Genomic DNA, 23,914 nt, shown 5'->3' with positions numbered 1-23,914 from the left:
CTGCACATGATCGGGGGCGTTTTTTAGACCGGCGGTTTTTTGCAAACCCCAGACAGCAAAAAGCCCGCTCAATGAGCGGGCTTCCTGTGGTACCTGGCGTTCAGCGTTCCAGGTGACCGAATATGGCGCAGCGGACGGGACTCGAACCCGCGACCCCCGGCGTGACAGGCCGGTATTCTAACCGACTGAACTACCGCTGCGCGTAACACTGGAAGCGAATGGTGGGTGATGACGGGATCGAACCGCCGACATTCTGCTTGTAAGGCAGACGCTCTCCCAGCTGAGCTAATCACCCTTCACTTTCGGTGTGGCGCGCATTCTACGGAGCGACCCATGGTCTGGCAAGCACTTTCTTAAATAATTTTTTTCAGGCCTTCCAATGGCTTAGCGAGGGTTGGCCTATGGCGCCATGAGGAGAATAATGCCCCCCTTTGTATATAAGGAGAGACTCACCCCATGTGGTTCAAAAACCTGCTTATCTATCGCCTGACCCAAGATCTGCCTGTTGATGCCGAGGCGTTGGAAACTGCACTGGCCACCAAACTGGCGCGCCCTTGTGCAAGCCAGGAGTTGACCACTTACGGTTTCGTCGCCCCTTTCGGTAAAGGCGAAGACGCGCCACTGGTGCACGTCAGCGGTGATTTCCTGCTGATCGCTGCGCGCAAGGAAGAACGTATCCTGCCGGGTAGCGTGGTGCGTGATGCGGTGAAGGAAAAGGTCGAAGAGATCGAAGCCGAGCAAATGCGCAAGGTCTACAAAAAGGAACGCGACCAGATCAAGGATGAAATCATCCAGGCCTTCCTGCCGCGGGCGTTTATCCGTCGCTCGTCGACCTTTGCCGCCATCGCGCCGAAACAGGGCCTGATCCTGGTGAACTCCGCCAGCCCGAAACGCGCCGAAGACCTGCTGTCCACCCTGCGTGAAGTGATCGGCACCCTGCCGGTACGTCCGCTGACCGTGAAAACCGCGCCAACCGCGATCATGACCGACTGGGTCACCACCCAGAAGCCGGCCGATGACTTCTTCGTCCTCGACGAATGCGAACTGCGCGACACCCACGAAGACGGCGGCATCGTGCGCTGCAAACGCCAGGACCTGACCGGCGAAGAGATCCAGCTGCACCTGACCACCGGCAAAGTCGTGACCCAATTGTCCCTGGCCTGGCAGGACAAGCTGTCCTTCCTGCTGGACGACAAGATGACCGTCAAGCGCCTGAAGTTCGAAGACCTGCTGCAGGATCAGGCTGAACAGGACGGCGGCGACGAAGCACTGGGCCAACAGGACGCCAGCTTTACCCTGATGATGCTGACGTTCGGCGACTTCCTGCCGGCGTTGGTGGAAGCACTGGGTGGCGAAGAGACCCCACAAGGCATCTAAAGCCTCACCGCTTCACTGTAGGAGCGAGCTTGCTCGCGAAGGACCTGAGAGCGCCGCGGTCATCCAGAATGCCCGCGTCATCGTTAACGTCCATCGCGAGCAAGCTCGCTCCTACAGAGGTATCCGCACCTCTCTAATAAAAAAGGACTCCCCCATGCGCGCACTCGCCGCCTTGAGCCGTTTCGTCGGCAATACCTTCGCCTACTGGGTGCTGATTTTTGCCGTGGTTGCGTTCCTGCAACCCGCCTGGTTTATCGGCCTGAAAGGCGCCATCGTGCCGCTGTTGGGCCTGGTGATGTTCGGCATGGGGCTGACCCTCAAACTTGAAGATTTCGCTGAAGTCGCGCGCCACCCGTGGCGCGTGGCATTGGGTGTGGTCGCGCATTTCGTGATCATGCCCGGCGTGGCCTGGCTGCTGTGCCAGGTCTTTCACCTGCCGCCGGAAATTGCCGTCGGCGTGATCCTCGTCGGCTGCTGCCCCAGCGGCACGTCCTCCAACGTCATGACCTGGCTGGCCCGGGGCGACCTGGCGCTGTCGGTGGCCATCGCCGCCGTCACTACCCTCCTCGCCCCGCTGCTGACGCCCGCGCTGATCTGGCTGCTGGCCTCGGCCTGGTTGCCGGTGTCGTTCATGGAGTTGTTCTGGTCGATCCTGCAAGTGGTGCTGCTGCCGATCGTGCTCGGTGTGGTGGCGCAGCGGTTGCTGGGCGCCCGGGTACGTCACGCGGTGGAGGTATTGCCGCTGGTGTCGGTGGTCAGCATCGTGGCGATCGTCGCCGCCGTGGTGGCGGCCAGCCAGGCGAAGATAGCCGAGTCGGGCCTGCTGATCATGGCGGTTGTGATCCTGCATAACACCTTTGGTTTCCTGCTGGGTTACTTCACCGGCCGCGTGTTCGGCCTGCCGCTGGCGCAACGCAAATCCCTGTCGCTGGAAGTGGGCATGCAGAACTCCGGCCTGGGCGCCGCGTTGGCGAGTGCGCATTTTTCGCCGCTGGCTGCGGTGCCCAGCGCGCTGTTCAGCGTCTGGCACAATATTTCCGGAGCGTTGTTGGCGACGTACTTCCGGCGGATGAGCGAAAAGGAAGATCGCGAACTGTTGGCGAGCAAGTCCGAAACTTGATCACCTGATCAATATTCGGCACTCTACCGGGCTTCGCGGGGACGACCTCGCGACGCAATCAAGCGATTAATCCGGGGACGACCCCACCTAAGAAGGGAGGTCATCATGTCCTGGATCATTCTGTTTTTTGCCGGACTGTTTGAAGTCGGCTGGGCCGTCGGACTGAAGTACACCGACGGTTTCAGCAAGCCACTGCCCACGGCCCTGACGATTGCCGCCATGGCCGTCAGCCTCGGGCTACTGGGGCTGGCCATGAAGGAACTGCCACTGGGTACCGCCTATGCCATCTGGACCGGAGTCGGTGCGGTGGGCACGGTGATTGCCGGGATTATCCTGTTCGGGGAATCCATGGCGTTGTTTCGCCTGGCCAGTGTGGCGTTGATTATCTGTGGGCTCATTGGGCTCAAGATCAGCGCTTAGGCCACTACCGCCTTCGCGAGCAAGCCCGCTCCCACATTTGGAATGCGTTCCAAATGTGGGAGCGGGCTTGCTCGCGAAGAGGCCCTCAAACACACCAAAAAACTACCTGACACCGCCGCGCAATTCCCCCACCAACCCATGCAACGCCTCAGGCGTCGCCGCCTCCACCGTCACCGGCGCACCGGCCACCAAGGTCACCCGCGACCAGATCCGGTGAAAGAAGCCCTTGTTCGGGTCACGACTGAAGAAACTCCCCCACAACCCCTGCAACGCCATCGGAATCACCGGCACCGGCGTCTCTCCAAGAATCCGCGTCACGCCGCTTCGGAATTCGTTCATCTCGCCATCGGAGGTCAGCTTGCCTTCCGGAAAGATGCACACCAGTTCACCGTCTTTCAGATAGTGAGCAATCCGCTGGAACGCCTTTTCGTAGATCTGGATGTCCTCATGCCGCCCGGCAATCGGAATCGCTCCGGCGGTACGGAAGATGAAGTTCAGCACCGGCAGACGGTAGATCTTGTAGTACATGACAAAGCGAATCGGCCGACGCACCGAACCGGCAATCAACAGCGCGTCGACAAATGACACGTGATTGCACACCAGCAATGCCGCGCCCTCGTCCGGGATCAGTTCAAGGTTCTTATGCTCGACCCGGTACATGGAATGGCCGAGCAGCCAGATCATGAAACGCATGGTGAATTCGGGCACGATCTTGAAGATGTAGGTGTTGACTGCGATGTTCAGCAGCGACACCACCAGGAACAACTCGGGAATCGTCAGCTTGGCCATGCTCAGCAAGACGATCGACACAATCGCCGAGACCACCATGAACAACGCATTGAGAATGTTGTTGGCCGCGATCACCCGCGCCCGTTCGTTCTCGGCGGTGCGCGACTGGATCAGTGCGTACAGCGGCACGATATAGAAGCCGCCGAATACGCCGAGGCCGAGGATATCGAACAACACCCACCATGCCTGGCCGTAACTCAGTACGGCGATCCAGTCATTCGCCTGGACGTTCTGCGGGAAGCCGCCGGAATGCCACCACAGCAGCAGGCCGAACACGGTCAAACCGAACGAGCCGAACGGCACCAGGCCGATCTCGACTTTGCGCCCGGAGAGCTTCTCGCACAGCATCGAACCCAGGGCGATGCCCACCGAAAACACCGTGAGGATCAGCGTGACCACGGTTTCGTCGCCGTACATCCACTCCTTCGCGTAGGCCGGGATTTGCGTCAGGTAGATCGCGCCGACAAACCAGAACCACGAGTTGCCGACAATCGAGCGCGACACCGCCGGCGTCTGCCCCAGGCCCAGCTTGAGGGTGGCCCAGGACTGGCTGAAGATGTTCCAGTTCAGGCGCATCTCGGGGCTGGAAGCCGCCGCGCGGGGAATGCTGCGGCTGGCCAGGTAACCCAGCACCGCGATGCCGACGATGGCGGTGGAGACTACCGGCGCGTAATGGGTGGAAGACATCATGATCCCGGCGCCGATAGTGCCGGCCAGAATCGCGAGGAACGTGCCCATCTCCACCAGGCCGTTGCCGCCCACCAACTCATCTTCGTGCAGGGCCTGGGGCATGATCGAGTACTTCACCGGCCCGAACAGGGCCGAGTGGGTGCCCATGGCAAACAACGCCAGCAGCATCAGTTCCAGGTGGTTGAACATGAAGCCCACCGCGCCGACGGACATGATCACGATCTCGCCGATCTTGATCACCCGGATCAGCGCGTCCTTGTTGAACTTCTCGCCAAATTGCCCGGCCAGGGCCGAGAACAGGAAGAACGGCAGGATAAACAGCAAGGCGCAGAGGTTGACCCAGATCGAGCGGTCGCCCTCGATGGTCAGCTTGTAGAGAATCGCCAGGATCAACGACTGCTTGAAGATATTGTCGTTGAACGCCCCAAGAGACTGGGTAATGAAGAACGGCAGAAAACGCCGTTTGCGCAGCAATGTGAATTGCGAGGGGTGGCTCATCGTCCGTGTTCCTGCGTGGCCTGAAGACTGTTATTGGTTTTTCCAGGCCACGACTTTACCTAATCCCGCTTACTTATTCGCTAGTCCTGCAATGCACGGCGATACAAAAAGCTCACCTTTATAGGCACCTTGCACCGTGCGCTTGGCAACGATCAGCCACATCAGCGCCAGCGCCGCCACCAGCACACTGCCGACGATACTGAAGAAACCCAGGTGCAAGGTGCTCGCCAGTTTCAGCGTGGCCAGCGAGTACACGCCCAACGGGAAGGTGAAACCCCACCAGCCAAGGTTGAACGGAATGCCGGCCCGCAGGTAACGCACGGTGATCAGCACCGCGATCAACATCCACCACAAACCAAAGCCCCACAGAGTGATCCCAGCCACCAGGCCAATGCCGTTGGCCATCTCGCCGACGCCGGGCAAGCCGTTGGCGGCAAAAATGGCCGGCGCATCACCGCCGAGCACCAGCATGCCCAGGGCGCCGGTGCCGATGGGGCCGAGGGCCAGCCAGCTCGACGCGGCCATATTGGCGTGGGGCAGTTTATGCAGGGCCATGCGCAGCATCAGGATGGTCAGGATGCTGAACGCCACCGGCAGGGAAAACGCCCACAACACGTAGCTGGTCACCAGCATCACCAGTTGCGAATGGGCATCGGCCAGGTGCGGCGCCAGCAGGCCACCGCTGGCAGCGGCGACTTCAGCGGCCACCACCGGCAACAGCCATACGGCGGTCATCTGGTCGATGCTGTGTTCCTGGCGGGTGAACATCATGAACGGGATCAATACCCCGCAGGCCAGGGCCATCGCCACGTCCAGCCACCACAGCACTTCGGCCAGCTGTACCACGCCATCACCCCAGCGCGGCAGGCCGAACACCAGGAAGCCATTGATGATGGTCGCCAGGCCCATGGGGATGGTGCCGAAGAACATCGACACCGTGGAGTGCCCGAAAATGCGCCGCGCCTCGTGGAAAAACATTACCCAGCGCGCCGCGTACAGCACGCTGAACAACACAAACAGGCCGATGGTAAACAGCCACAGCCCTTCGGCGACGGCATGCAACCCCGGCACGCTGACCGGCAATTGCGCCAGCGCCAACGCCAGCACCCCGGTGCCCATGGTGGCGGCAAACCAGTTGGGGGTGAACTGGCGAATCACTTCCCGGGGACGGGTCAGGTGACTGAAAGGTTTCAAGCTGCTGTGAAGGGTATTGGGGCAAGTCATGGTGAATTCCTCTTCCTCGCATGAGGTTGAGACCATGGTAGAACCCAATCGAATATCTATATAACGGGTAATATCTCTAACTGTTATCTGTTTTATAGATATACAGTCAAACACTGCCTTCGGATTCAATCACCAGAATCCGTGCCGGGCCCTGTGGATGGGCCACATGCTCGGTGCCGACGCTGGCGTAGAAGATGTCACCGACGTGCAGCAAGACGATCTGCTCGGTACCGTTTTCGCGGTAGTGCATCTGCACCTGGCCGTCGAGCACTACGAACACTTCTTCCCCGTCATTGACGTGCCAGCGGTACGGCTGGTCGGTCCAGTGCAACCGAGTGGTGATGCCGTTCATGTTGGCGATGTCCAGCGCCTCCCAGGCGCGGCTACCGGTGAAGTCCTTGCTGCGGATGATCTTCATGTGTGAATCCCAAGGCGTACGGGTGGCGAATTATTACCGAATCAATTGCCCGCCGTCGCCCTGCTCCGCGCCAAATCCTGCAATAGCAACGCCACCAACGCACCGAGCGCCAATACGATCAGCACCACGCCGTAACCATCCGTGGTGGCGATCAAGCCGAAGGTGCGCGTCAAGTTGCCCGCCAACAGCGACGGCACGCAGAACGCCAGGTAACTCAGCACATAGAACGCTGACATCAAGCCGGCCCGCTCATGGGGCAAGGCCAACGGTAAAACGCTGCGCAGTGCGCCAAGGAATCCCGAACCAAAGCCTGCGCCAGCGATCAGCGTGGCCATGAAGAACAGCGGCAGGCTGGCGCTGTGGACGGCCGTGAGAATCAGCGCAACACCCGCCGCCAAGAGCACGGCGCCCAATCGCAGGACCTTGTCTGCAGAGCGGTTGCGCAGACTGAAAATCATCACCGCCCCGCTCAGCGTCAGCACCGCGACCAGCCCGCCGCCGATCAGGTTCGAGGTGGACCCGGTCGCCGCCCGCACCAGCGAGGGCGCCAGGGACAGGTAAAAGCCGCCCATGGCCCACACCGCCACATCCACCGGCAACGAGATCCACAACGCACGACGCGCCTGGGGCGGCACATGCAAGGTGGGCCAGAGCGAGGCCAGCGCGCCCGGAATCCGGCTGACCGTTTCCGGCAGGCGCCAGACGTAGAGTGCCTGCAGCATCATCAACACGAGCAGGGTCCAGTAAATCAACGTGGTCGGCATCGGCGCGAACTCCACCAGCAGGCTGCACCCCATGGCGCCACAGGCCATGCCCAACAAAGGCGCTACGCTGTTGACCAACGGGCCTTGCTGGCGGTCGGTGTCGAGCAGCGCAGCGCCCAATACGGCGGTGGCCATGCCGGTGGCAAAGCCTTGTACCGTGCGAGCGGCAATCAGCCAGCCGACGCTGTCGGCATTGATAAACAGCAGCATCGCCAGCATATCGAGGAGCAGCGCGGCAAAAATCACCGGCTTGCGCCCCAGATGGTCCGACAGTGAACCCACGGTCAGCAAGGCCGCCAGCAGACTCAAGGCGTAGACGCCGAACACCAGGGTCAGCATTGCCGCCGAAAAATGCAGGCCTTCCTGATAGAGGTGGTACAACGGCGTCGGCGCGCTGGAGGCGGCGAGGAACGTGAGCAAGGTGATCGCGAGGAACACCAGGCTGGAACGATGGGAAGTAACGCTGGACATGGGCACGCTCCGCTAAAGCTAATATTTTGCTTTTGCGGAGTGTGCTACTGGATGGCGCTTAAAGCAAATTCTTTGTGTTAAGGTTTTACGCATGGCGATAAAAGAAGGGCTCCGCCCGGGGGGCCGTAGTGCCCGGGTTCAGGAATCAGTGCATTCGGCGGTGCGTGAATTGCTCGACGAGCAGGACCGTTCCAGCGTGACCGTGCCGCAGATAGCCACGCGCGCCGGGGTCACGCCCTCGACTATCTACCGCCGTTGGGGTGACCTTGCTGCGCTGTTGGCGGATGTCGCCATGGCTCGTCTGCGTCCGGACAGTGAGCCGGCTGACACTGGCAGCCTGCGCGGAGACCTGCGGGCTTGGGGTGAGCAATATCGCGATGAAATGAGCTCGGATCTTGGTCGGGAGATGATGCGCGATGTGCAATGCAGTCAGGCGCCGGGGTATTGCGTGGGGATCCTTACCGGGCAGTTGGAGACGATCCTGGATCGTTACTCCGGCGACGCTGGAACTGGGCCTAGCGTGGATCGGCTGATTAATCTGATCGTCGCGCCCACTGTGTTTCGCAGTTTGTTTTCTACTGCGCCGTTGGAGGTTGAAGAGCTGCATGAGTTGATTGAGTTGGCTTTGGGGGGGTGAGGTGGTTTTTGGGTTTGGGTGTATATCCGTTGCTGCGGTGACGGCCGCTTAGGGTTCCGCTCTTACAGCGGCTCACTTTTGAACAGCGCAAAAGTAAGCAAAACGCTCTTGCCCCACCACTCGGCACCTCGCCTAGGCTCGGTGTGCCCTCACTCCGGCTTTGGAGCGTGGGCCGCCGCGATGGGCCATCCTTGGCCCAGCGCGGCTAACCCGGCGTCCTGCCGGGTTACCCACGCTCCAAAGCCTACGTTCGGCCAGCGTGGTTTAACGGGGCGCCTAAGATCAAGATCAACAGCAGATCAAGGGCACAGCGGCCTACCGGCCGGCTTGAGTGTGGTGAAGCAAAGGCTAAATCAAAAGCTAAAGCGGGCACGGTCCAAAATGTGGGAGCGGGCTTGCTCGCGAAGGTCGTTAACGATGACGCTGGCATTCTGGATGAACGCGGCGGTCTCAGGTTTTTCGCGAGCAAGCTCGCTCCTACAGAGAAGGAAGCCGGCCGGGAGGCCGCTGTGCTTTTGCTTTTGATCTTGATCTGACTGCCCCATTCAGCCCGAGGCCGAGCGCAGGCAGTGCGGAGCGGGTAAACCGGCAGGACGCCGGTTTAGCCGCGCCGGGCCATGGATGGCCCGTCGCGGCGGCCCGCTTCGCGGTGCCGGAGTGAGGGAACACCGAGCCTAGGCGAGGTGCCGACAGGCGGGGCAGAGCGTTTTGGTTACTTTTGCGCTTTTCAAAAGTGACCCGCTGTAAGAGCGGAACCCTAAGCGGCCGTTACCGAAGAAACGGATATGTACTCCCCCAAAAACGCAAAATCAACGCTTAGGTGCGCATCCCACGCCCACTCACCAGCAACCGCGCACACCCCACATACAGCACTACAGTCGCCACCAGCATAAACGTGATCGCCACACTGATCTTGATATCCGAAACGCCCAAGATCCCATAGCGAAACGCGTTAACCATGTGCAAAACCGGGTTAGCCAACGACACCGTCTGCCAGAACGGCGGCAGCAAGGTGATCGAATAAAACACCCCACCCAGGTACGTCAACGGCGTCAGCACAAACGTCGGAATAATCGAAATATCATCAAAATTGCGCGCAAACACCGCGTTGATAAAGCCCAGCAACGAAAAGATCGTCGCCGTCAGCACCACCACCAGCAGGGTGATCCCGAGGTGATGCACCTGCAAATGGGTAAAGAACAACGACAGCATCGTCACAATCACCCCGACCATCAACCCACGCAGCACGCCGCCCAGGGTGTAGCCGATCAGAATCGTATGGGGCGACACCGGCGACACCATCAATTCCTCGATGGAACGCTGGAACTTGCTGCCAAAGAAACTCGACACCACGTTGCCATAGGAGTTAGTGATCACCGACATCATGATCAACCCCGGCACGATGTATTCCATATAGGTGAAACCACCCATATCACCAATCTGCCGACCAATCAGGTTGCCGAAGATCACAAAGTACAAAACCATGGTAATCGCCGGCGGCAGCAGGGTTTGCGGCCAGATCCGGGTAAAGCGCTTCACTTCGCGGTAGACGATGGTCTGCAGCGCGACAAGGTTGGGTTGCAGTTCCGAACTCATACCGCCACCTTCGCCAGATTTTTCTCCACCAGGGACACGAACAACTCCTCAAGGCGATTGGTTTTGTTACGCAGGCTCAGCACTTCGATGTTCTGGGTGGCCAACTGGCCGAACAACGCGGTGATGCCCACGGCTTTGTCTACCTGGACTTCCAGGGTGTGGCTGTCCACCAGGCGATTCGGGTAGCCGATCAGCTGGGGCGCAACCGTCATGTCGTTTTTCAGGTCGAGCAGGAAGGTCTCGACGTGCAACTGGCTCAGCAGTGAACGCATGCTGGTGTTTTCGACGATGGTGCCGTGGTCGATGATGCCGATGTTGCGGCACAGCTGCTCAGCCTCTTCCAGGTAGTGGGTGGTGAGGATGATGGTGATGCCTTTCTGGTTCAGCTCGGTGAGGAAGGTCCACATCGAGCGACGCAGTTCGATGTCCACACCCGCTGTCGGTTCGTCGAGGATCAGCAGCCGCGGTTCGTGAACCAGGGCGCGGGCAATCATCAGACGGCGCTTCATGCCGCCGGACAGGGAGCGCGAAGGCACGTCGCGCTTGTCCCACAACCCCAGTTGCGTGAGGTATTGCTCGGCACGCTCTTTAGCGATCTTCGGCGGGATGCCGTAGTAACCGGCTTGGGTCACAACGATGTCGAAGGTCTTTTCGAACTGGTTGAAGTTGAACTCCTGGGGTACCACGCCAATGCTGCGCTTGAGCGCCGCCGGGGATTTATCCAGGTCGTGGCCAAAGATATTCACCGTGCCGCTGGTCTTGTTGACCAGGGTCGAGAGAATGCCGATGGTGGTGGATTTGCCGGCGCCGTTGGGGCCGAGCAAGGCGAAGAAATCACCTTCGGCGACGTCCAGATCGATACCACTCAGGGCCTGGAAACCGTTGCCGTAGGTTTTGGTTAGCTGCCGGATGGACAGAGCGGAACTCATATCTGATTACGCACCAAAGAAGAGGAATAGAATTGTTACATGAGGGCAGACCGCACGGAATACAACGGCTGCGCGTGACAAGCATGGTGCTTGTCCGCGCCGCACAAGTACAGTAACCCGTATTAATAGTGGGTATCAGGTCAACGCGGTCATGACCGCTTTTTGATAGGCCGGACGCTGGCGCAGGCGCTGGTACCAGGCCTCCAGGTTCGGCATCGACGGGCGTTCGATGGGCATCTCGAACCAGGCATAGATGAAACAGCCCAAGGGAATATCACCCATGCCGATCTCTTTGCCGGAGAGGTAAGGTTGCGTCGCCAAGGCCTGCTCGACGGTTTGCAGCACATCGATACAGGTTTGGCGCCCGGCGTGGATGGTGTCCCAGTTCTGCTTTTCAGCAGGGGTACGCAGTACGCCCCAGAACACGGTCTTGAAGGGTTCGGCCAGGGTCGAGGTGGTCCAGTCCATCCACTTTTCAGCGTTGGCGCGGGCTTGCAGGTCGCCGGGGTACCAATTCGAATCCGGTGCATGTTTGGCAGCCAGATAGCGCACGATGGTGTTGGATTCCCACAACACAAAGTCGCCATCTTCAATCATCGGCACGCGGCCATTGGGGTTAAGCGCGCGGTATTGCGGCGTGTCGACCACACCAAAAGCCCCGCCCGCATCAATTGCCTCATAGTCCAGGCCGAGCTCCTCGGCGCACCACAGTGCTTTCCTGACATTTGACGAATTTTTACGACCCCAGATTTTCAGCATGACCGCCCCGATTTTGAAAAAGATGGTTGGATGAATGCCGGGGCAGCATACGCCGGATCACGTCCGGCTTAAATCACTCTGCATGTCCCCCAGCAGCATCGGCATCTGCTCGCCAAACAGGTGTGGGTAACATTTCTGAATGTGGGCAAAGAAGAATTCTTCGGGCACCTCGGCGAATTGCCCATGGTCCACCACATACTCCATTGACCGCTGGCCCTTGCGATTGAAGGCGTGGAAGACACTGTCGTGGATGCCGTCGAACTCCAGGGGCGGCACGTCGAACAGCTCACACAGTTGCTGGTTGAACGCGGGCGTGGCCTTGACCCAACGGCCGTCCAGGTACAGCTCGGTGTAGCCGTGCATGGCAAATACGTCACTTCTGAGCAGTTCAATCAAACGCGGCGTCGAGAGGTGGTTGCGCACGTCAGCCAGGCCGATGCGTGCCGGAATCCCGCAGTGCCTTGCACACGCCGCCAACAGCGTCGCCTTGGGCACGCAATAACTCTCGCCGGTCGCCAGGGCGAAGCTGCCGCTGAGGGTTTGCGGGTCGCGGCTGAACGTGTAGGGGTTGTAGCGCACCGCCTCGCGAACGGCATAGTAAAGACTGACTGCCTGGTCACGGGGCGCGGCACTCGAACCGCGATGTTTTTCGGCGAACTCCACCACCGCAGGGTGGTCACTATCGATGAAGCGGCCGGGATTCAAGTACGCATTCATGAGGTTAATCTCAGATAGCAAACCCTGAGTCTAACCACAGGCCTGCACCTGGGATAACGACGATTCAGCCAAATGTCGGCGCCTGGTGCTGATCATTGTCGGCACACCACGTAACACCCTCATCACCCCGCTTGTTCGGATGCCGACTAAGCTCTGAGGTGATTTCGCATCTGGTTTCACGGAGGATTGAATATGCTGTTGTTGTGGATACTGGTTCTGGTGGTGGGCATTGCCTACCTGGCGCACCGGCGCATCGCGCCCCTGCCCGCCATCGGCGTGGTCGCCGTCTACCTCTTGGCGATGGGCGCCTTCAGCCACGCACCAGGCTGGTTGCTGCTGATCTTCTGGGTACTGATCGCCGTGGTAGCCGCCCCGCTGCTGCTGCCGGACCTGCGTCGCAAGTACTTCACCGCGCCGCTGTTCAACTGGTTCCAGAAAGTCCTGCCGCCGATGTCCGAGACCGAGCGCGACGCCATCGACGCCGGCACCGTGTGGTGGGATGGCGAGCTGTTCAGCGGCCGCCCCGACTGGGACAAGCTGCTGGCCTATCCCAAGGCGCAACTGACCGAAGAAGAACAAGCCTTCATCGACGGTCCCACCGAAGAATTGTGCGCCATGGTCACCGACTGGGAAATCGGCCAGGCCATGGACCTGCCGCCCGCCGCCTGGGAACACATCAAGCAGCATGGCTTTTTTGCCCTGATCATCCCCAAGGAATTCGGCGGCAAGGGCTTCTCCGCCTACGCCCACTCCCAGGTCGCGATGAAGCTCGCGACCCGCAGCGGCGACCTCGCCTCCACGGTCATGGTGCCCAACTCCCTCGGTCCCGCCGAATTGCTGCTGCACTACGGCACCGATGAACAACGCAACCATTACCTGCCACGCCTGGCCCGTGGCGACGATATCCCGTGTTTTGCCCTGACCGGTCCGCTGGCCGGCTCCGACGCCGGCTCCATGCCCGACACCGGGGTGATCTGCAAAGGCGAATGGGAAGGCAAGGAAACCCTCGGCCTGCGCCTGAACTGGGAAAAACGCTACATCACCCTCGGCCCGGTGGCGACCTTGCTTGGCCTGGCGTTCAAGGCCCACGACCCGGACCACCTGCTGGGCGACAAAGAAGACCTCGGCATCAGCCTCGCGCTAATCCCCACCGACACACCGGGCGTTGAAATTGGCCGCCGTCACCTGCCACTGGGTGCCGCGTTCATGAACGGCCCCAACTCCGGCAAGGACGTGTTCATTCCCCTGGAGTTCCTGATCGGTGGCCAGGAAATGCTCGGCAAGGGCTGGATGATGCTGATGAACTGCCTGTCGGTAGGCCGTTCGATTTCCCTGCCAGCAGTTGGCACCGGCGCGGCCAAGTTCACCAGCCTGGTGACCGGCCAATATGCCCAGGTGCGCGAGCAGTTCAACGTACCGCTGGCGGCCTTTGAAGGCATCCAGGAAGCCCTGGCCCGCATCGGCGGTAACGCGTGGCTGATGGACAGCGCGCGAATGCTCACCGCCAATGCCGTCGACCTGGGGGAAAAACCCTCGGTGCTGTCGGCGATCCTCAAGTACCACCTGACCGAACGCGGCCGCGAGTGCATCAGCCATGCAATGGACGTGCACGGCGGCAAGGGCATCATCATGGGGCCCAACAACTACTTGGGCCGCAGCTGGCAAGGCGCGCCGATCTTCATCACCGTGGAAGGCGCGAATATCCTCTCGCGCAACCTGATGATCTTCGGTCAGGGTGCGATTCGCTGCCATCCGTTCGTACTCAAGGAAATGGCCCTGGCCGGTCGCGAAGACCATGACCAGGCCCTTAAGGAATTCGACGGACTGCTGCTGCAGCACATCGGGTTTGCCGTGAGCAACGCCGCCAGCACCCTGGTGCTGAACCTCGGTTTCGGCCACTTCGAAAAAGCCCCGGGCAACCGCTTGAGCCAAGGCTACTTCCGCGCACTCAACCGTCAGGCCGCTGCGTTCGCAATGCTGGCTGACCTGAGCATGATGCTGCTGGGCGGCGAATTGAAACGTCGCGAACGCCTGTCGGCGCGCCTCGGTGATGTGCTGAGCCATATGTACCTGGCATCGGCGGCGCTCAAGCGTTATCACGACCTGGATTCGCCAGACCACCTGGAACCGCTGTTCGCCTGGGCCATGGAAGAAAGCCTTGGCCACTCCGAGCGCGCACTGGATGAACTGCTGACCAACTTCCCGAACAAGGTGCTGGGTTGCCTGTTGCGGGTGATCGTGTTCCCGCTCGGTCGTCGCCATAAGGGCCCGTCCGATGCGCTGGATGCAGAAGTGGCCGCGGTGATTGGTCGCGCCAAGGGTGACCCGGCCCTGGAAGCAGTGCTGGCGGGCTGCTATCGCCCACAGTCCGCAGAAGATCCGGTGGGCGCCCTGCAACATGCCTACGACCTGTTGGCCGACAGCCACCCGTTGCAGAAAAAACTCCACGAAGGCCTCAAGAGCGGCCAGGTCAAACCGACCGCTGGCGAACATGCCATCGACGCCGCGCTGCATGCCGGCGTGCTGCAACCGGCCGAGGCGCAAACCCTGCGTGACGCCGAAGCAGCGCGACGCAAGGTGATCGACGTGGATGATTTCAGCAAGGAAGAGCTGAGCCAGGCTGAGGGAAAAGTCCGCTGATCCCAGCGGTCATATAAAAACGGGCGCTTGAGCTATATACTCTCGCGCCCGTTTTGCTCTTGAGGACTTATCTCGTGTCCAATGTCGTTGCCGATCATCTCGTCTTGCTCGACCACCTGCGCAGCATCCTGGTTGCCGTCGGCGAAGCCGAACAGGTTCCCGAGGAAAGCCACCTTCTGTTCCTGGAGCGCTTCGATGAACTGCGCGCCCTGCTGCCGATCGACCCGATCGAAAGCCAGTACCTGGGCCAGGACATGATGAGCCAGGTCATCCTGCGCTACCCGCAAATTGCTCACTTGGTGCCGCGCGACCTGCTGTGGTTCTTCGGTGGCGACTGTCTGCACTTCATGCCCGACGACGAACTAGACCTGTACCAGGCCCTGGAAGAACGTCGCTTCGAAGCTGAACAGAACGACGAACCGTTCGACTGGAACCAGGAAAAGCAGTTGTTGGCCATGTCCAATGACCAGCCCAAGCACTAACACGGACCCACTGTAGGAGCGAGCTTGCTCGCGAAGAACTCAAAGGCGCCGCGTGCATTCAGGATGCACGCGTTATCGTTAACGTCCATCGCGAGCAAGCTCGCTCCTACAGTTTCTTCAGCGTTGGCTCTTTAGCCATGCACTCCACCAAATAATCAATAAACACCCGCAACTTCGGCGGCAGATACCGCGTCGGCGAATGCAGCAACCAGGCATCCCCGTGGTACGACGCGATAAAATCCCAACCCGGCAACACCTGCACCACCTCCCCCGCTTCCAGCGCATGCCGCGCCGTGAAATACGGCAAGCTGCCAATCCCCACGTGCTGCAACACCGCATCCAGCCGCACCCCGGTGTGATTGGCCGCATACCGCCCGCGCACCCCGACTGTCACCGCCTTGCTGCCCTGGCGAAACTTCCAGCGCGCATCCCCCGACGTCTCGCCCAGGTAGATGCAACTGTGCTCCAGCAAGTCATGGGGATGCTGCGGCGTACCATGCTCGGCCAGATACTGCGGCGTGGCGCAGATCAAATGCTCGATTGGCAGCAATTGCCGCCCCACCAGGCCCGGCGGCGGGCTGTCGGTGATGCGGATGCTCAGGTCGACATTGTCATCAATCAGGTCAACATGCCGGTCCTCAAGGATCAATTGCACATCGACCTTGGGATAACGCCGCAGAAACTCCGGCATATGCGGATGCACCACAAACCGCCCCACCGCCTTGGGCACGCTGACCCGCACCAGCCCTTCGGCTTCATGGGTGTACTGCCCGCTGATTTCCATCACCGAACGCGCGGCGCTGACCATTTCCTGGCAGCGCTTGAATACCTCTTCGCCCCCTTCGCTGAGGCGCAACTTGCGCGTGGTCCGTTGCAGCAGGCGAGTCGCCAGGGCTTTTTCCAGGCGCGAGATGCTGCGGCTCACGGACGACGGCGATGCACCCAACTGCCGCGCGGCTTCTGAGAAGCTGCCGGTTTCCACCACCTTGACGAAAATCGCCATTTCACCGAGTAGTGGCAAGGGAAGATTGATGCTCATGACGCACAAGTCCATTGAGATTTGAACGGATTATCACCCATTGGCGCACTTCTTATACTGCCGGATCGAAACCCTGATGCGGATGTAGATGATGACCCAGCGCTTGTTTTTTACCCATGACCACTTGAATGCCGAACTTGAAGTGCTGGGATGCACGCCTTTTGATAACCAATTTGCAGTGACCCTGCAGTCAACGATCTTCCACCCCCAAGGTGGCGGCCAGCCTTGCGACACCGGCTGGCTGGGAGAAAGCCAGGTGTTGAAGGTCGTGCAGGAAGGCGATCGCATCGTGCATTACGTCGACCGCCCCTTAGCACCCGGCGCGATACAGGCACGCGTCGATGAAGACCGCCGCACCTTGCACACGCGCCTGCACTCGGCCGGGCACCTGATCGGCAATGCCGGCGAAACCCTGGGCTGGATGCCGATCAAGGCCCATCACTGGCCGGGCGAAGGCAAGATCACCTTTATTCGCGGTACGTCAGCCCAGGCCATGGACGCCGAGGTGATTCAGCGGCAAGTCGACCAATGGATCGCCGCCAACCTGCCGCGCCACATGGCACTGGATGAAGGCACGCGGGAAGTGGGTTTTGGCGAGCTGCCGGCCTATGCCTGCGGCGGTACGCATGTGCAGGCATTGGGGGACGTGGGCCAGATAAAGATCCTGGCCCTTTCGGAAAAAAAAGGGGCACTATCGGTGCGATACAGCCTGGATTGAGAATCCTCTTCTGGCTGGCAAACAACCTGTGGCGAGGGGGCTTGTCCCCCGTTGGGCTGCGCAGCGGCCCCAGAAGGCAATCAGCTTCCCTTCAGGCAGAGCCCGGCATGAGATTTTCGGGGCCGCTTCGCAGCCCAACGGGGGACAAGCCCCCTCGCCACAAAAGCCCTCCTCAGCTAGTCAAACCGCAATCGCTCCCGCCCTGCCCGGCTCCACCACAAACGACTTGAGGGTCGAGACGCTGGCATTCGGATCCTTCGGATCGGAAATCACCCGAAAGTGCGTCAGCATGCTCTTCTCCCCAAGCGCCACCGACACATAGCCGCGCTGGCGGCTGTCGAAAAACTTCACATGGGGATTGAGGGGCAGGATCGCATTGAACGCCTCAAACGGCGGCCCGTCAGAGGTCACCGACGTGCCGACAAACTCGGTAGCGACCACCGGCGAATCCAGATTCCCTCCATCAGCGTGCAGGTCCGTCGCCCAGAACGAGTGAATATCGCCGCCCCAGAACACCGGGTTATTCACCTTCCTGCGCACTATCGAAGCGAGTATCCGTTCACGGTTGGCCATGTAACCATCCCATCCATCGGTCCAGCGGCCAGGCTTGTGGTTGGTCAGGTCTCGTTGTGTGAGCGGCGCGACCAACAGGTCCTGGGCGATCACGTTCCATTGTGCCCGGGACTCGGCAAAGCCCTGATCCAGCCATGCTTCCTGCTCCCAGCCGAGCATGGTGCGGCGGGGATCGCGCAGGTCGGCACAGGTATTCGCGGCGATATGCCCCTTGTGGCTGCCATTGGCCAGAATGCACGGCTGCTCGGAGCGGTACTGGCGACCATCCAGCACATGGAAACGCGCCAGTCGGCCGTAATCCAAACGCCGATAAATGCGCATGTCCGGCCCTCGCGGCAAGCTGCTCAAGCGCAGCGGCATATGTTCATAGAACGCCTGATAGGCCGCCGCCCGCTGCTTGAGAAAACTCGCCGCCGGGATGTTCGGGTCCTGGGACCACTGACTCGCGTAGTCGTTTTGCACCTCATGATCGTCCCAGGTGACCACACTCGGCGCCGCGGCATGCAGTGCCTGCAAATCCGGATCGGTCTTGTACAGAGAGTAACGGTTGCGGTAATCCACCAGGTTCAGCGCATTGCCACTGCCGTGGGGGCGAATGATCTTGCCGGAGTCGGCCGCGTAGGAACTGTCGTAGATGTAATCACCGAGGAAAAACACCAGGTCCGGCTGCTCGGCCGCCAAGTGACGATAGGCGCTGAAGTAGCCTCGCTCCCAATGGGAGCAGGAGACAAAACCCAGTTGCGCCGACGCCATGGCATGCACCGCCGGGGCCGTGCGCGACTGCCCCACCGGGCTTTGCGCGCCGAGGCCTTCGAACTGGTACCAGTACGGTCGACCCGCTTCCAGCCCGGCGACTTCCACATGCACCGAATGGGCGAAACGCTCGCTGGCCATCACCTCGCCCTGGCGCACAACCCGCGTCATCGCCGCATCACTGGCCACCTTCCAGCGCACCGGCACCGCTCGGTTCAATCCGCCGCGACCGTCTGCGGCATTGAACAACGGCGCGAGGCGCGTCCAGATGACGAAACCATCGGGCAACGGATCGCCTGAAGCCACGCCGAGGGTGAAGGGATAGTCGATGCCTGCACTGCGGGCAAAAGGACTGAGGATCGAAAACGCGGTGGCAACTGCAAGCCCGCCCAGTACGCGACGGCGGTCGTGATCGACGCTCATCAACCGCGCTCCGTCCAGTCGGCACGCACCAGGCCGTACAACAACATGTCCTCGTGGACCCCGTTCTTGAGGAAGGCGCCCTTCATGCACCCTTCGTAACCCAAGCCGATTTTTTCCATGACCCGAGCGGACCCTTTGTTACGGGCAAAGCACTGGCTGCCCACACGCTGCAGCGCCAATTCGCTAAACCCAAACGCCATGATCTGCGCCGCTGCTTCGGCGGCATAACCCTGGCTTCGACAATGGGCGGCCACCCAATACCCGAGGTGCCCACTCCTATGAGCCGCAGATAACCTGAGGCTGATCACGCCGATCAATTCGCCCGTTTCCCGCAAATGAATACCCAGCCCCAGTGAATGCCCCGAGCGGTAATTCTCTGCCTGGCCATCAATAAAGACGTGTGCGGTTTCCAAGGTGTAAGGCGATGGAATCGCAGCCGTGTTGTTCGCAATATCGGGACCGTTGGCCAGCACCGACAACGTCTCGGCCTGCTCCTTTTGCAGAGGCTTCAACAGCAAACGCTGGGTAGATAAATGCGGCAGTACAGTGCTCATGCAAAGGGACTCGCGAAATAAATTCTCCAAGAATGTACTCGCGTCGTGTCAGTTTCATTACGTAGTTAAACAGACCCACGAGTCGTCTGTAAGACGCGTCCTAGAGCCTTAAAAGCTTAAATTAAAGTTAACCATTCGGTCATTTTTGGTTGCTAGCGTGTCGCCCCTAATCAACGGCGGGGTAGCGGAATGAGAACTTGGGATGAACCCAAAAAGCGCAAGGCACACATCGAACTGATCCCGATGATCGACGTGATGATGTTCCTGTTGGTGTTTTTTGTACTGGTGAGTTTGAACGTGATTCCGGCCCTGGGCATGAAGACTCAGTTGCCGAGCGCCAGCAGTTCACAACAGCTCAAGCCGCAAAATAAATTCATCCTGACCCTGGGTCTGGAAGGGCAGTTGCAGCTCGACGGCAAGGACATGAGCGTCGAGGCGTTGGTGCCAGCACTCAAGGCTGCCGAGAAGCCTGACAGCAAGTCGACGATCATCGTCAACAGTGACAAAGGCGTCGAAGTTTCTCGCCTGGTCGAGGTGATGGACACCCTGCGCGTGGGTGGCTTTACCTCTGTCTCCATCGCCACGAAAAAGTCCTGATCATGTACGCCTTGTTTCGTGCGCGTCGGCTGCTGGGCAGTGTCCCGGCCCTGATCGCCCTGGTGCTGATTGCACTGGGTATCCAGTCCCAACCCCTGAAGATTCAGCCACAGTACGACGAGTCGGCGGTTGAACTTGCCCTGGTGGAGCCCGAGCCGGAAGTGGTCCCCGAGCCCGTGGTGGAGCAAGAGCCACCGCCACCGGTGATCGAAGACGAAGAGGCCGAACCCGCCCCGCCGCCTCCGCCCCCCAAACCGGTGCCAAAGCCACTGCCAAAACCTGAGCCCAAGCCGAAACCCGTGCCCAAGCCGGTGGTCGCCAAACCGACGCCTGTGCCTGCACCCGCGCCGGTCGCCGCCAAGCCCGTGCAAGCCGCTCCCGCACCCACGCCGGCACCCGCAGCACCGCCCGCGCCGCCGAAAGTCGACGGCCAGGCACTGGAAGGCGGCTACCTCAAGGGTTTGCGCAACGAGCTGGACACATACAAGCAATACCCCACCGGGCGCCAGGCGTCCCTCGAACGCCCGAGTGGCGAGGTGGTTGTCTGGTTAATGGTCGACCGCCAAGGCCGCGTTCTCGACTCCGGGATCCAGACCCCGGGGCCGAGCATGCTGCTCAACCGGGCCGCCACGAACAGCCTGCGCCGTATCAAGCAGGTGAAACCGTTCCCCGAACAAGCCTTCGGTGGACGTAACGAGCAGCGCTTCACCGCCACCTTCAACTACAGCGTGCAATAAGCACACACCACCAGGACGACAGTGATGAAGTTCACCCGGATTCATCTGGCACTCGTTGCCGCGACGAGCATGACCCATGGAATGGTCATGGCAGACACCAGCGACAGTGACGTCGGGACCATTGGGGTACAGGGCAAGGCAACCGCGGGGGGCGGTTACATGGTTCAGGAAGAGAGCGCCAAGGGCCGCTCGACCATCACCAAGGAAGCCTTGGACAAACAGACGGCCACCGGCAACGCCATCGACAAGCTCAAGTACACCCCGGGCCTGAACATCTCCAGCGAAGACAACACCGGCCTCTCGGGCTTCCGCTTCACCATGCGCGGCATGAACTCCGACCAGGTGGGCATGTCGGTGGACGGTATGCCAATCAACGACTCCGGCAACTATGCGTTGTACTCCAACCTGTTGGGCGACCCGGAAAACATCGACCAGATCTTCGTCACCCAAGGCTCGTCGGAAGCCGACGGCCCGCACATCGGTTCCAGCGGCGGCAACATCGGTATCGTGACCACTCGCCCCACCAAGGAAACCGGTGCCTTCGTCAAGCAAGTGGTCGGCAGCAATGCCACCCGCAAGACCTTCGCCCGCCTCAATACCGGTGAAGTCAACGGCCTGAGCAACTGGCTGTCGGCCTCCCACACCGAAGGCCAGATGTGGCGCGGCTCGGGTGCCGTGCGCGCAGACAAGGTGGAGTGGAACAGCTTCTTCGACGCCGGCAACGGCAACACCGCCAACCTGATCCTCAAGTACCACGAGCAGGACAACAACAGTTACAGCCAGTTGACCAAGTCGCAGTTCCAGCAGTACGGCCGCAAGTACGACCCGTACCCGGCGACACCGGCGGTGGGTTCCAACGGCAAAATCAGCAGCTACTACGACCTGGCGCAGAACCCGTTCCAGACCTTCACCGCCGTGCTCAACACCCAGTACAAACTGAGCGACAACCTGTCCCTCTCGGTGATCCCGTATTACTACTACGGCAACGGCAGCGGCGTGGGCTCCTCGGCCTATGCGCTGAACAGCGGCTCGAACAAGGGCGGTGTTTTCGACCTCGGTAACCTGCCGACGCAGGCCCAATACAACGCCGACGGTTCCGCAACCACCGGCGTCTACTACCGCCCTTCGCGCACCCAGACCTGGCGCCCGGGCATCACCACCAAGCTGAACTGGGACCTGGGCGACCACAGCCTGCAATTCGGCTACTGGTACGAACGCGCCCGCCAAAGCCAGACCCAACCGTTCATTGCCCTGAAGAACAATGGCAAGCCGAGCGACACCTGGCCGGACGGCAACTCCGTGGTCGACGCCAATGGCAACACCGTCCAGGGTCGCGACCGCTACACCGTCACCCCGGCGCAGAAAGTCTGGGCCCAGGACACCTGGTACATCAACTCGGACTGGACGCTGATCGCAGGCATTGCCTACATGAATGTCGAGCGTGAAGGCACCAACCACGGCAGCCTCACCGAGCAACCGGGCAAGGCCAACCAGACCTACAACAAACTGCTGCCCAACGCCGGCCTGAAATACCAGATCGACGAGCGTGACCAGCTGTTCTACAGCCTGTCGCGCAACATGCGGATTCCACAGAACTACGTGCTGTACGACAAAGGCGTCGGCTCCCTCGACTCCAAGCCGGAGCTCAGCTGGAACCAGGAACTGGGCTGGCGCTACACCGGCGAAGACAGCACCCTCGCCGCCACCCTGTTCTACATGCAGTTCAAGAATCGCCAGCTCACCTCCCTGGACAGCAACGGTGATTCCGCCGACATCAACGCCGGCACCGTCATCAACAAAGGCCTGGAACTGGAGTGGAGCGGCAAGCTGCCGCACAACTTCAACTACTACACCTCCTACACCTACACCAGCTCCAAGCAGCAGGATGACCTGACGGTGTACAGCGCCGGCAAGCCGATCGTGCTGCCTACCAGCGGCAAGCAATTCGCCAACGTGCCGACCAACATGCTGGCAGCCAACGTCGGCTATGACGACGGGCGCTTCTACGGCACCTTCGGCGGCAAGTTCACCAGCAAGCTCTATGGCGACCTGACCAACGACGAAGCCATCTCCGCCCGCACCATTTTCAACCTCGGCGCCGGTATCTACCTGCCGGTGGACAAGAAAGTCGTCAAGGACGCAACCCTGCGCCTGAACGTCGACAACCTGTTCGACAAGAAGTACCTGGACGGCGTGTACACCACCAAGACCAACTCGGCGAGCTACAGCGGTTTCCGCGACGGCGACCCGGCTTACATCGTTGGGCTTGACCGCACCGTCACCGTTTCCCTGGAAGCCAATTTCTAACTGCGAGGCTCAGCATCATGGACATGAACCTGCTTCACCAAATCACCTTTTATGTGATGTACGCCGCCCTGGCGATTGCAATCTTCATCACCATCGAACGTGGCCTCTACTTCGCCTACGTGCGCCGCCAGGCCCGTGCGCTGACTGAAGTGCTGGGCGCCAATGTGCACAGCGAGCGTGACCTGCCGGAAAACCTGACCCGCCGCGACAGCCTGCCGCTGAGCATGGTGCTGCCGATCCTGGCGCAGAAGGCTTCCCATGGTTCGCGCAAGGACCTGGACGACGAGATCGAAACCCAGTACCTCAAGACCCGCGCGCCGCTGTCGCGCAGCCTGTGGATCATCGAAACCATCACCACCGCCGCGCCGCTGCTCGGCCTGCTGGGCACCATTCTCGGCATCATCGACACCTTCAAGGCGCTGGCCACTGCCGGCGTGTCCGACCCGGGGCAGATTTCCGGTGGTATCGGTACGGCCCTGTTCGCCACGGGTTTGGGTATCGCCATCGCGCTGTTCTGCGTGGTGTTCCACAACTTCTTCCAGGACAGCCTGGAGCGCATCAACGACCAGCTGAAAATCCTGCTGATTCGCGCTGCAACCGGCGCCCGCGTACAGGGTGAAGTGCCGCACCTGGTGCCGGCGCCGCTGCACAGCCGCACTGCGTGAATTTCCCGGGGCGGGCG

At 60.6% G+C, this 23,914-nt stretch carries 22 protein-coding genes, 2 tRNA genes and 1 pseudogene; 11 read left to right on the top strand and 14 right to left on the bottom strand.

All coding sequences use genetic code 11. The features are described from left to right. Nucleotides 1-123: 123 nt before the first annotated feature. Nucleotides 124-200, bottom strand: a tRNA-Asp gene (locus AU074_RS14465). 19 nt (nucleotides 201-219) lie between these two features. Next, nucleotides 220-295, bottom strand: a tRNA-Val gene (locus tag AU074_RS14460). A 161-nt stretch (nucleotides 296-456) separates the two neighbouring features. Here AU074_RS14460 and rdgC point away from each other — a divergent pair. Further along, the gene (rdgC, locus tag AU074_RS14455; RefSeq protein ID WP_076015280.1) at nucleotides 457-1,377 is read left to right on the top strand and encodes a recombination-associated protein RdgC; all 921 of its coding nucleotides are present in this window, start codon (nucleotides 457-459) and stop codon (nucleotides 1,375-1,377) included. Between the two features lie 13 nt (nucleotides 1,378-1,390). Here rdgC and AU074_RS34865 read toward each other — a convergent pair. After that, nucleotides 1,391-1,471: pseudogene (locus AU074_RS34865) on the bottom strand (outer membrane lipoprotein carrier protein LolA); the annotation flags it as partial. Between the two features lie 60 nt (nucleotides 1,472-1,531). On the opposite strand from AU074_RS34865, the gene AU074_RS14450 reads away from it, so the two are divergent. Together AU074_RS14450 and sugE are read left to right on the top strand one after the other, a co-directional pair. Beyond that, complete coding sequence (locus tag AU074_RS14450) at nucleotides 1,532-2,497, top strand: bile acid:sodium symporter family protein (protein WP_076015279.1); 966 nt, start codon at nucleotides 1,532-1,534, stop codon at nucleotides 2,495-2,497. Between the two features lie 105 nt (nucleotides 2,498-2,602). Further along, nucleotides 2,603-2,917 carry a quaternary ammonium compound efflux SMR transporter SugE gene (gene sugE / locus AU074_RS14445; protein ID WP_003190128.1) on the top strand — a complete coding sequence of 105 codons (315 nt, stop codon included), beginning with the start codon at nucleotides 2,603-2,605 and terminating at the stop codon, nucleotides 2,915-2,917. Nucleotides 2,918-3,019: 102 nt separating this feature from the next. Here sugE and AU074_RS14440 read toward each other — a convergent pair whose 3' ends face one another. The 4 genes from AU074_RS14440 to AU074_RS14425 all read right to left on the bottom strand — a co-directional run bounded on the left by AU074_RS14440 (nucleotide 3,020) and on the right by AU074_RS14425 (nucleotide 7,771). Beyond that, on the bottom strand, nucleotides 3,020-4,894 hold the full coding sequence (locus AU074_RS14440) for an MFS transporter (RefSeq protein WP_076015278.1): 1,875 nt from the start codon (nucleotides 4,892-4,894) through the stop codon (nucleotides 3,020-3,022). A gap of 69 nt (nucleotides 4,895-4,963) precedes the next feature. Next, on the bottom strand, nucleotides 4,964-6,118 hold the full coding sequence (locus AU074_RS14435; RefSeq protein ID WP_076015277.1) for a TDT family transporter: 1,155 nt from the start codon (nucleotides 6,116-6,118) through the stop codon (nucleotides 4,964-4,966). A gap of 106 nt (nucleotides 6,119-6,224) precedes the next feature. After that, a complete protein-coding gene (locus tag AU074_RS14430) occupies nucleotides 6,225-6,536 on the bottom strand; it encodes a cupin domain-containing protein (protein ID WP_076015276.1) in 312 nt (103 codons plus the stop codon). 41 nt (nucleotides 6,537-6,577) lie between these two features. Then, a complete protein-coding gene (locus AU074_RS14425; protein WP_076015275.1) occupies nucleotides 6,578-7,771 on the bottom strand; it encodes an MFS transporter in 1,194 nt (397 codons plus the stop codon). A gap of 91 nt (nucleotides 7,772-7,862) precedes the next feature. On the opposite strand from AU074_RS14425, the gene AU074_RS14420 reads away from it, so the two are divergent. Continuing rightward, nucleotides 7,863-8,408, top strand: a complete 546-nt coding sequence (locus AU074_RS14420; RefSeq protein ID WP_076015274.1) for a TetR/AcrR family transcriptional regulator — start codon at nucleotides 7,863-7,865, stop codon at nucleotides 8,406-8,408. Between the two features lie 816 nt (nucleotides 8,409-9,224). Here AU074_RS14420 and AU074_RS14410 read toward each other — a convergent pair. From AU074_RS14410 to AU074_RS14395, 4 genes are all read right to left on the bottom strand, one after another. Next, complete coding sequence (locus tag AU074_RS14410; RefSeq protein WP_076015273.1) at nucleotides 9,225-10,004, bottom strand: ABC transporter permease; 780 nt, start codon at nucleotides 10,002-10,004, stop codon at nucleotides 9,225-9,227. After that, nucleotides 10,001-10,933, bottom strand: coding sequence for an ABC transporter ATP-binding protein (locus AU074_RS14405; protein WP_076015272.1), 933 nt, complete (start codon nucleotides 10,931-10,933; stop codon nucleotides 10,001-10,003). The genes AU074_RS14410 and AU074_RS14405 overlap by 4 nt, the downstream gene beginning before the upstream one ends. 135 nt (nucleotides 10,934-11,068) lie before the next feature. Then, nucleotides 11,069-11,692 (bottom strand): glutathione S-transferase family protein, encoded by a 624-nt coding sequence (locus AU074_RS14400; protein ID WP_076015271.1) that lies wholly within the window; start codon nucleotides 11,690-11,692, stop codon nucleotides 11,069-11,071. A 57-nt stretch (nucleotides 11,693-11,749) separates the two neighbouring features. After that, a complete protein-coding gene (locus AU074_RS14395; RefSeq protein ID WP_076015270.1) occupies nucleotides 11,750-12,409 on the bottom strand; it encodes a transglutaminase family protein in 660 nt (219 codons plus the stop codon). Nucleotides 12,410-12,601: 192 nt separating this feature from the next. Between AU074_RS14395 and AU074_RS14390 the strand changes: the two genes are divergently transcribed. Both AU074_RS14390 and AU074_RS14385 read left to right on the top strand, forming a co-directional pair. Continuing rightward, nucleotides 12,602-15,049 carry an acyl-CoA dehydrogenase gene (locus AU074_RS14390; RefSeq protein WP_076015269.1) on the top strand — a complete coding sequence of 816 codons (2,448 nt, stop codon included), beginning with the start codon at nucleotides 12,602-12,604 and terminating at the stop codon, nucleotides 15,047-15,049. 74 nt (nucleotides 15,050-15,123) lie between these two features. Then, nucleotides 15,124-15,531, top strand: a complete 408-nt coding sequence (locus tag AU074_RS14385) for a PA2817 family protein (protein ID WP_003217220.1) — start codon at nucleotides 15,124-15,126, stop codon at nucleotides 15,529-15,531. Nucleotides 15,532-15,637: 106 nt separating this feature from the next. Here AU074_RS14385 and AU074_RS14380 read toward each other — a convergent pair whose 3' ends face one another. Beyond that, nucleotides 15,638-16,570 (bottom strand): LysR family transcriptional regulator, encoded by a 933-nt coding sequence (locus AU074_RS14380; RefSeq protein WP_076015268.1) that lies wholly within the window; start codon nucleotides 16,568-16,570, stop codon nucleotides 15,638-15,640. 91 nt (nucleotides 16,571-16,661) lie between these two features. Between AU074_RS14380 and AU074_RS14375 the strand changes: the two genes are divergently transcribed. After that, the gene (locus AU074_RS14375) at nucleotides 16,662-17,288 is read left to right on the top strand and encodes a hypothetical protein (RefSeq protein WP_076015348.1); all 627 of its coding nucleotides are present in this window, start codon (nucleotides 16,662-16,664) and stop codon (nucleotides 17,286-17,288) included. A gap of 180 nt (nucleotides 17,289-17,468) precedes the next feature. On the opposite strand, the gene AU074_RS14370 is transcribed toward AU074_RS14375, so the two are convergent. Then, nucleotides 17,469-19,037, bottom strand: coding sequence for an alkaline phosphatase (locus AU074_RS14370; protein WP_076015267.1), 1,569 nt, complete (start codon nucleotides 19,035-19,037; stop codon nucleotides 17,469-17,471). Continuing rightward, nucleotides 19,037-19,591 (bottom strand): GNAT family N-acetyltransferase, encoded by a 555-nt coding sequence (locus AU074_RS14365; RefSeq protein ID WP_076015266.1) that lies wholly within the window; start codon nucleotides 19,589-19,591, stop codon nucleotides 19,037-19,039. Before AU074_RS14365 ends, AU074_RS14370 begins: the two co-directional genes overlap by 1 nt. A 189-nt stretch (nucleotides 19,592-19,780) precedes the next feature. On the opposite strand from AU074_RS14365, the gene AU074_RS14360 reads away from it, so the two are divergent. From AU074_RS14360 to AU074_RS14345, 4 genes are read left to right on the top strand one after another with little or no spacing between them, the layout of a single operon-like run. Continuing rightward, entirely contained in the window at nucleotides 19,781-20,188 is a 408-nt protein-coding gene (locus AU074_RS14360) for a biopolymer transporter ExbD (protein WP_076015265.1), read from the top strand. A 2-nt stretch (nucleotides 20,189-20,190) separates the two neighbouring features. Next, nucleotides 20,191-20,925: an energy transducer TonB gene (locus tag AU074_RS14355; protein WP_076015264.1), complete on the top strand. Its 735-nt coding sequence runs from the start codon at nucleotides 20,191-20,193 to the stop codon at nucleotides 20,923-20,925. 24 nt (nucleotides 20,926-20,949) lie between these two features. Beyond that, nucleotides 20,950-23,232: a TonB-dependent receptor gene (locus AU074_RS14350; protein WP_076015263.1), complete on the top strand. Its 2,283-nt coding sequence runs from the start codon at nucleotides 20,950-20,952 to the stop codon at nucleotides 23,230-23,232. Between the two features lie 17 nt (nucleotides 23,233-23,249). Then, entirely contained in the window at nucleotides 23,250-23,897 is a 648-nt protein-coding gene (locus tag AU074_RS14345; protein ID WP_076015262.1) for a MotA/TolQ/ExbB proton channel family protein, read from the top strand. Nucleotides 23,898-23,914: the final 17 nt, after the last annotated feature.

It is taken from the genome of Pseudomonas sp. ATCC PTA-122608, assembly GCF_001952855.1.
Lineage (GTDB): Bacteria > Pseudomonadota > Gammaproteobacteria > Pseudomonadales > Pseudomonadaceae > Aquipseudomonas.
Note: the sequence above shows the minus strand (reverse complement) of the source record. Positions and strands in the feature narration are given on the sequence as shown.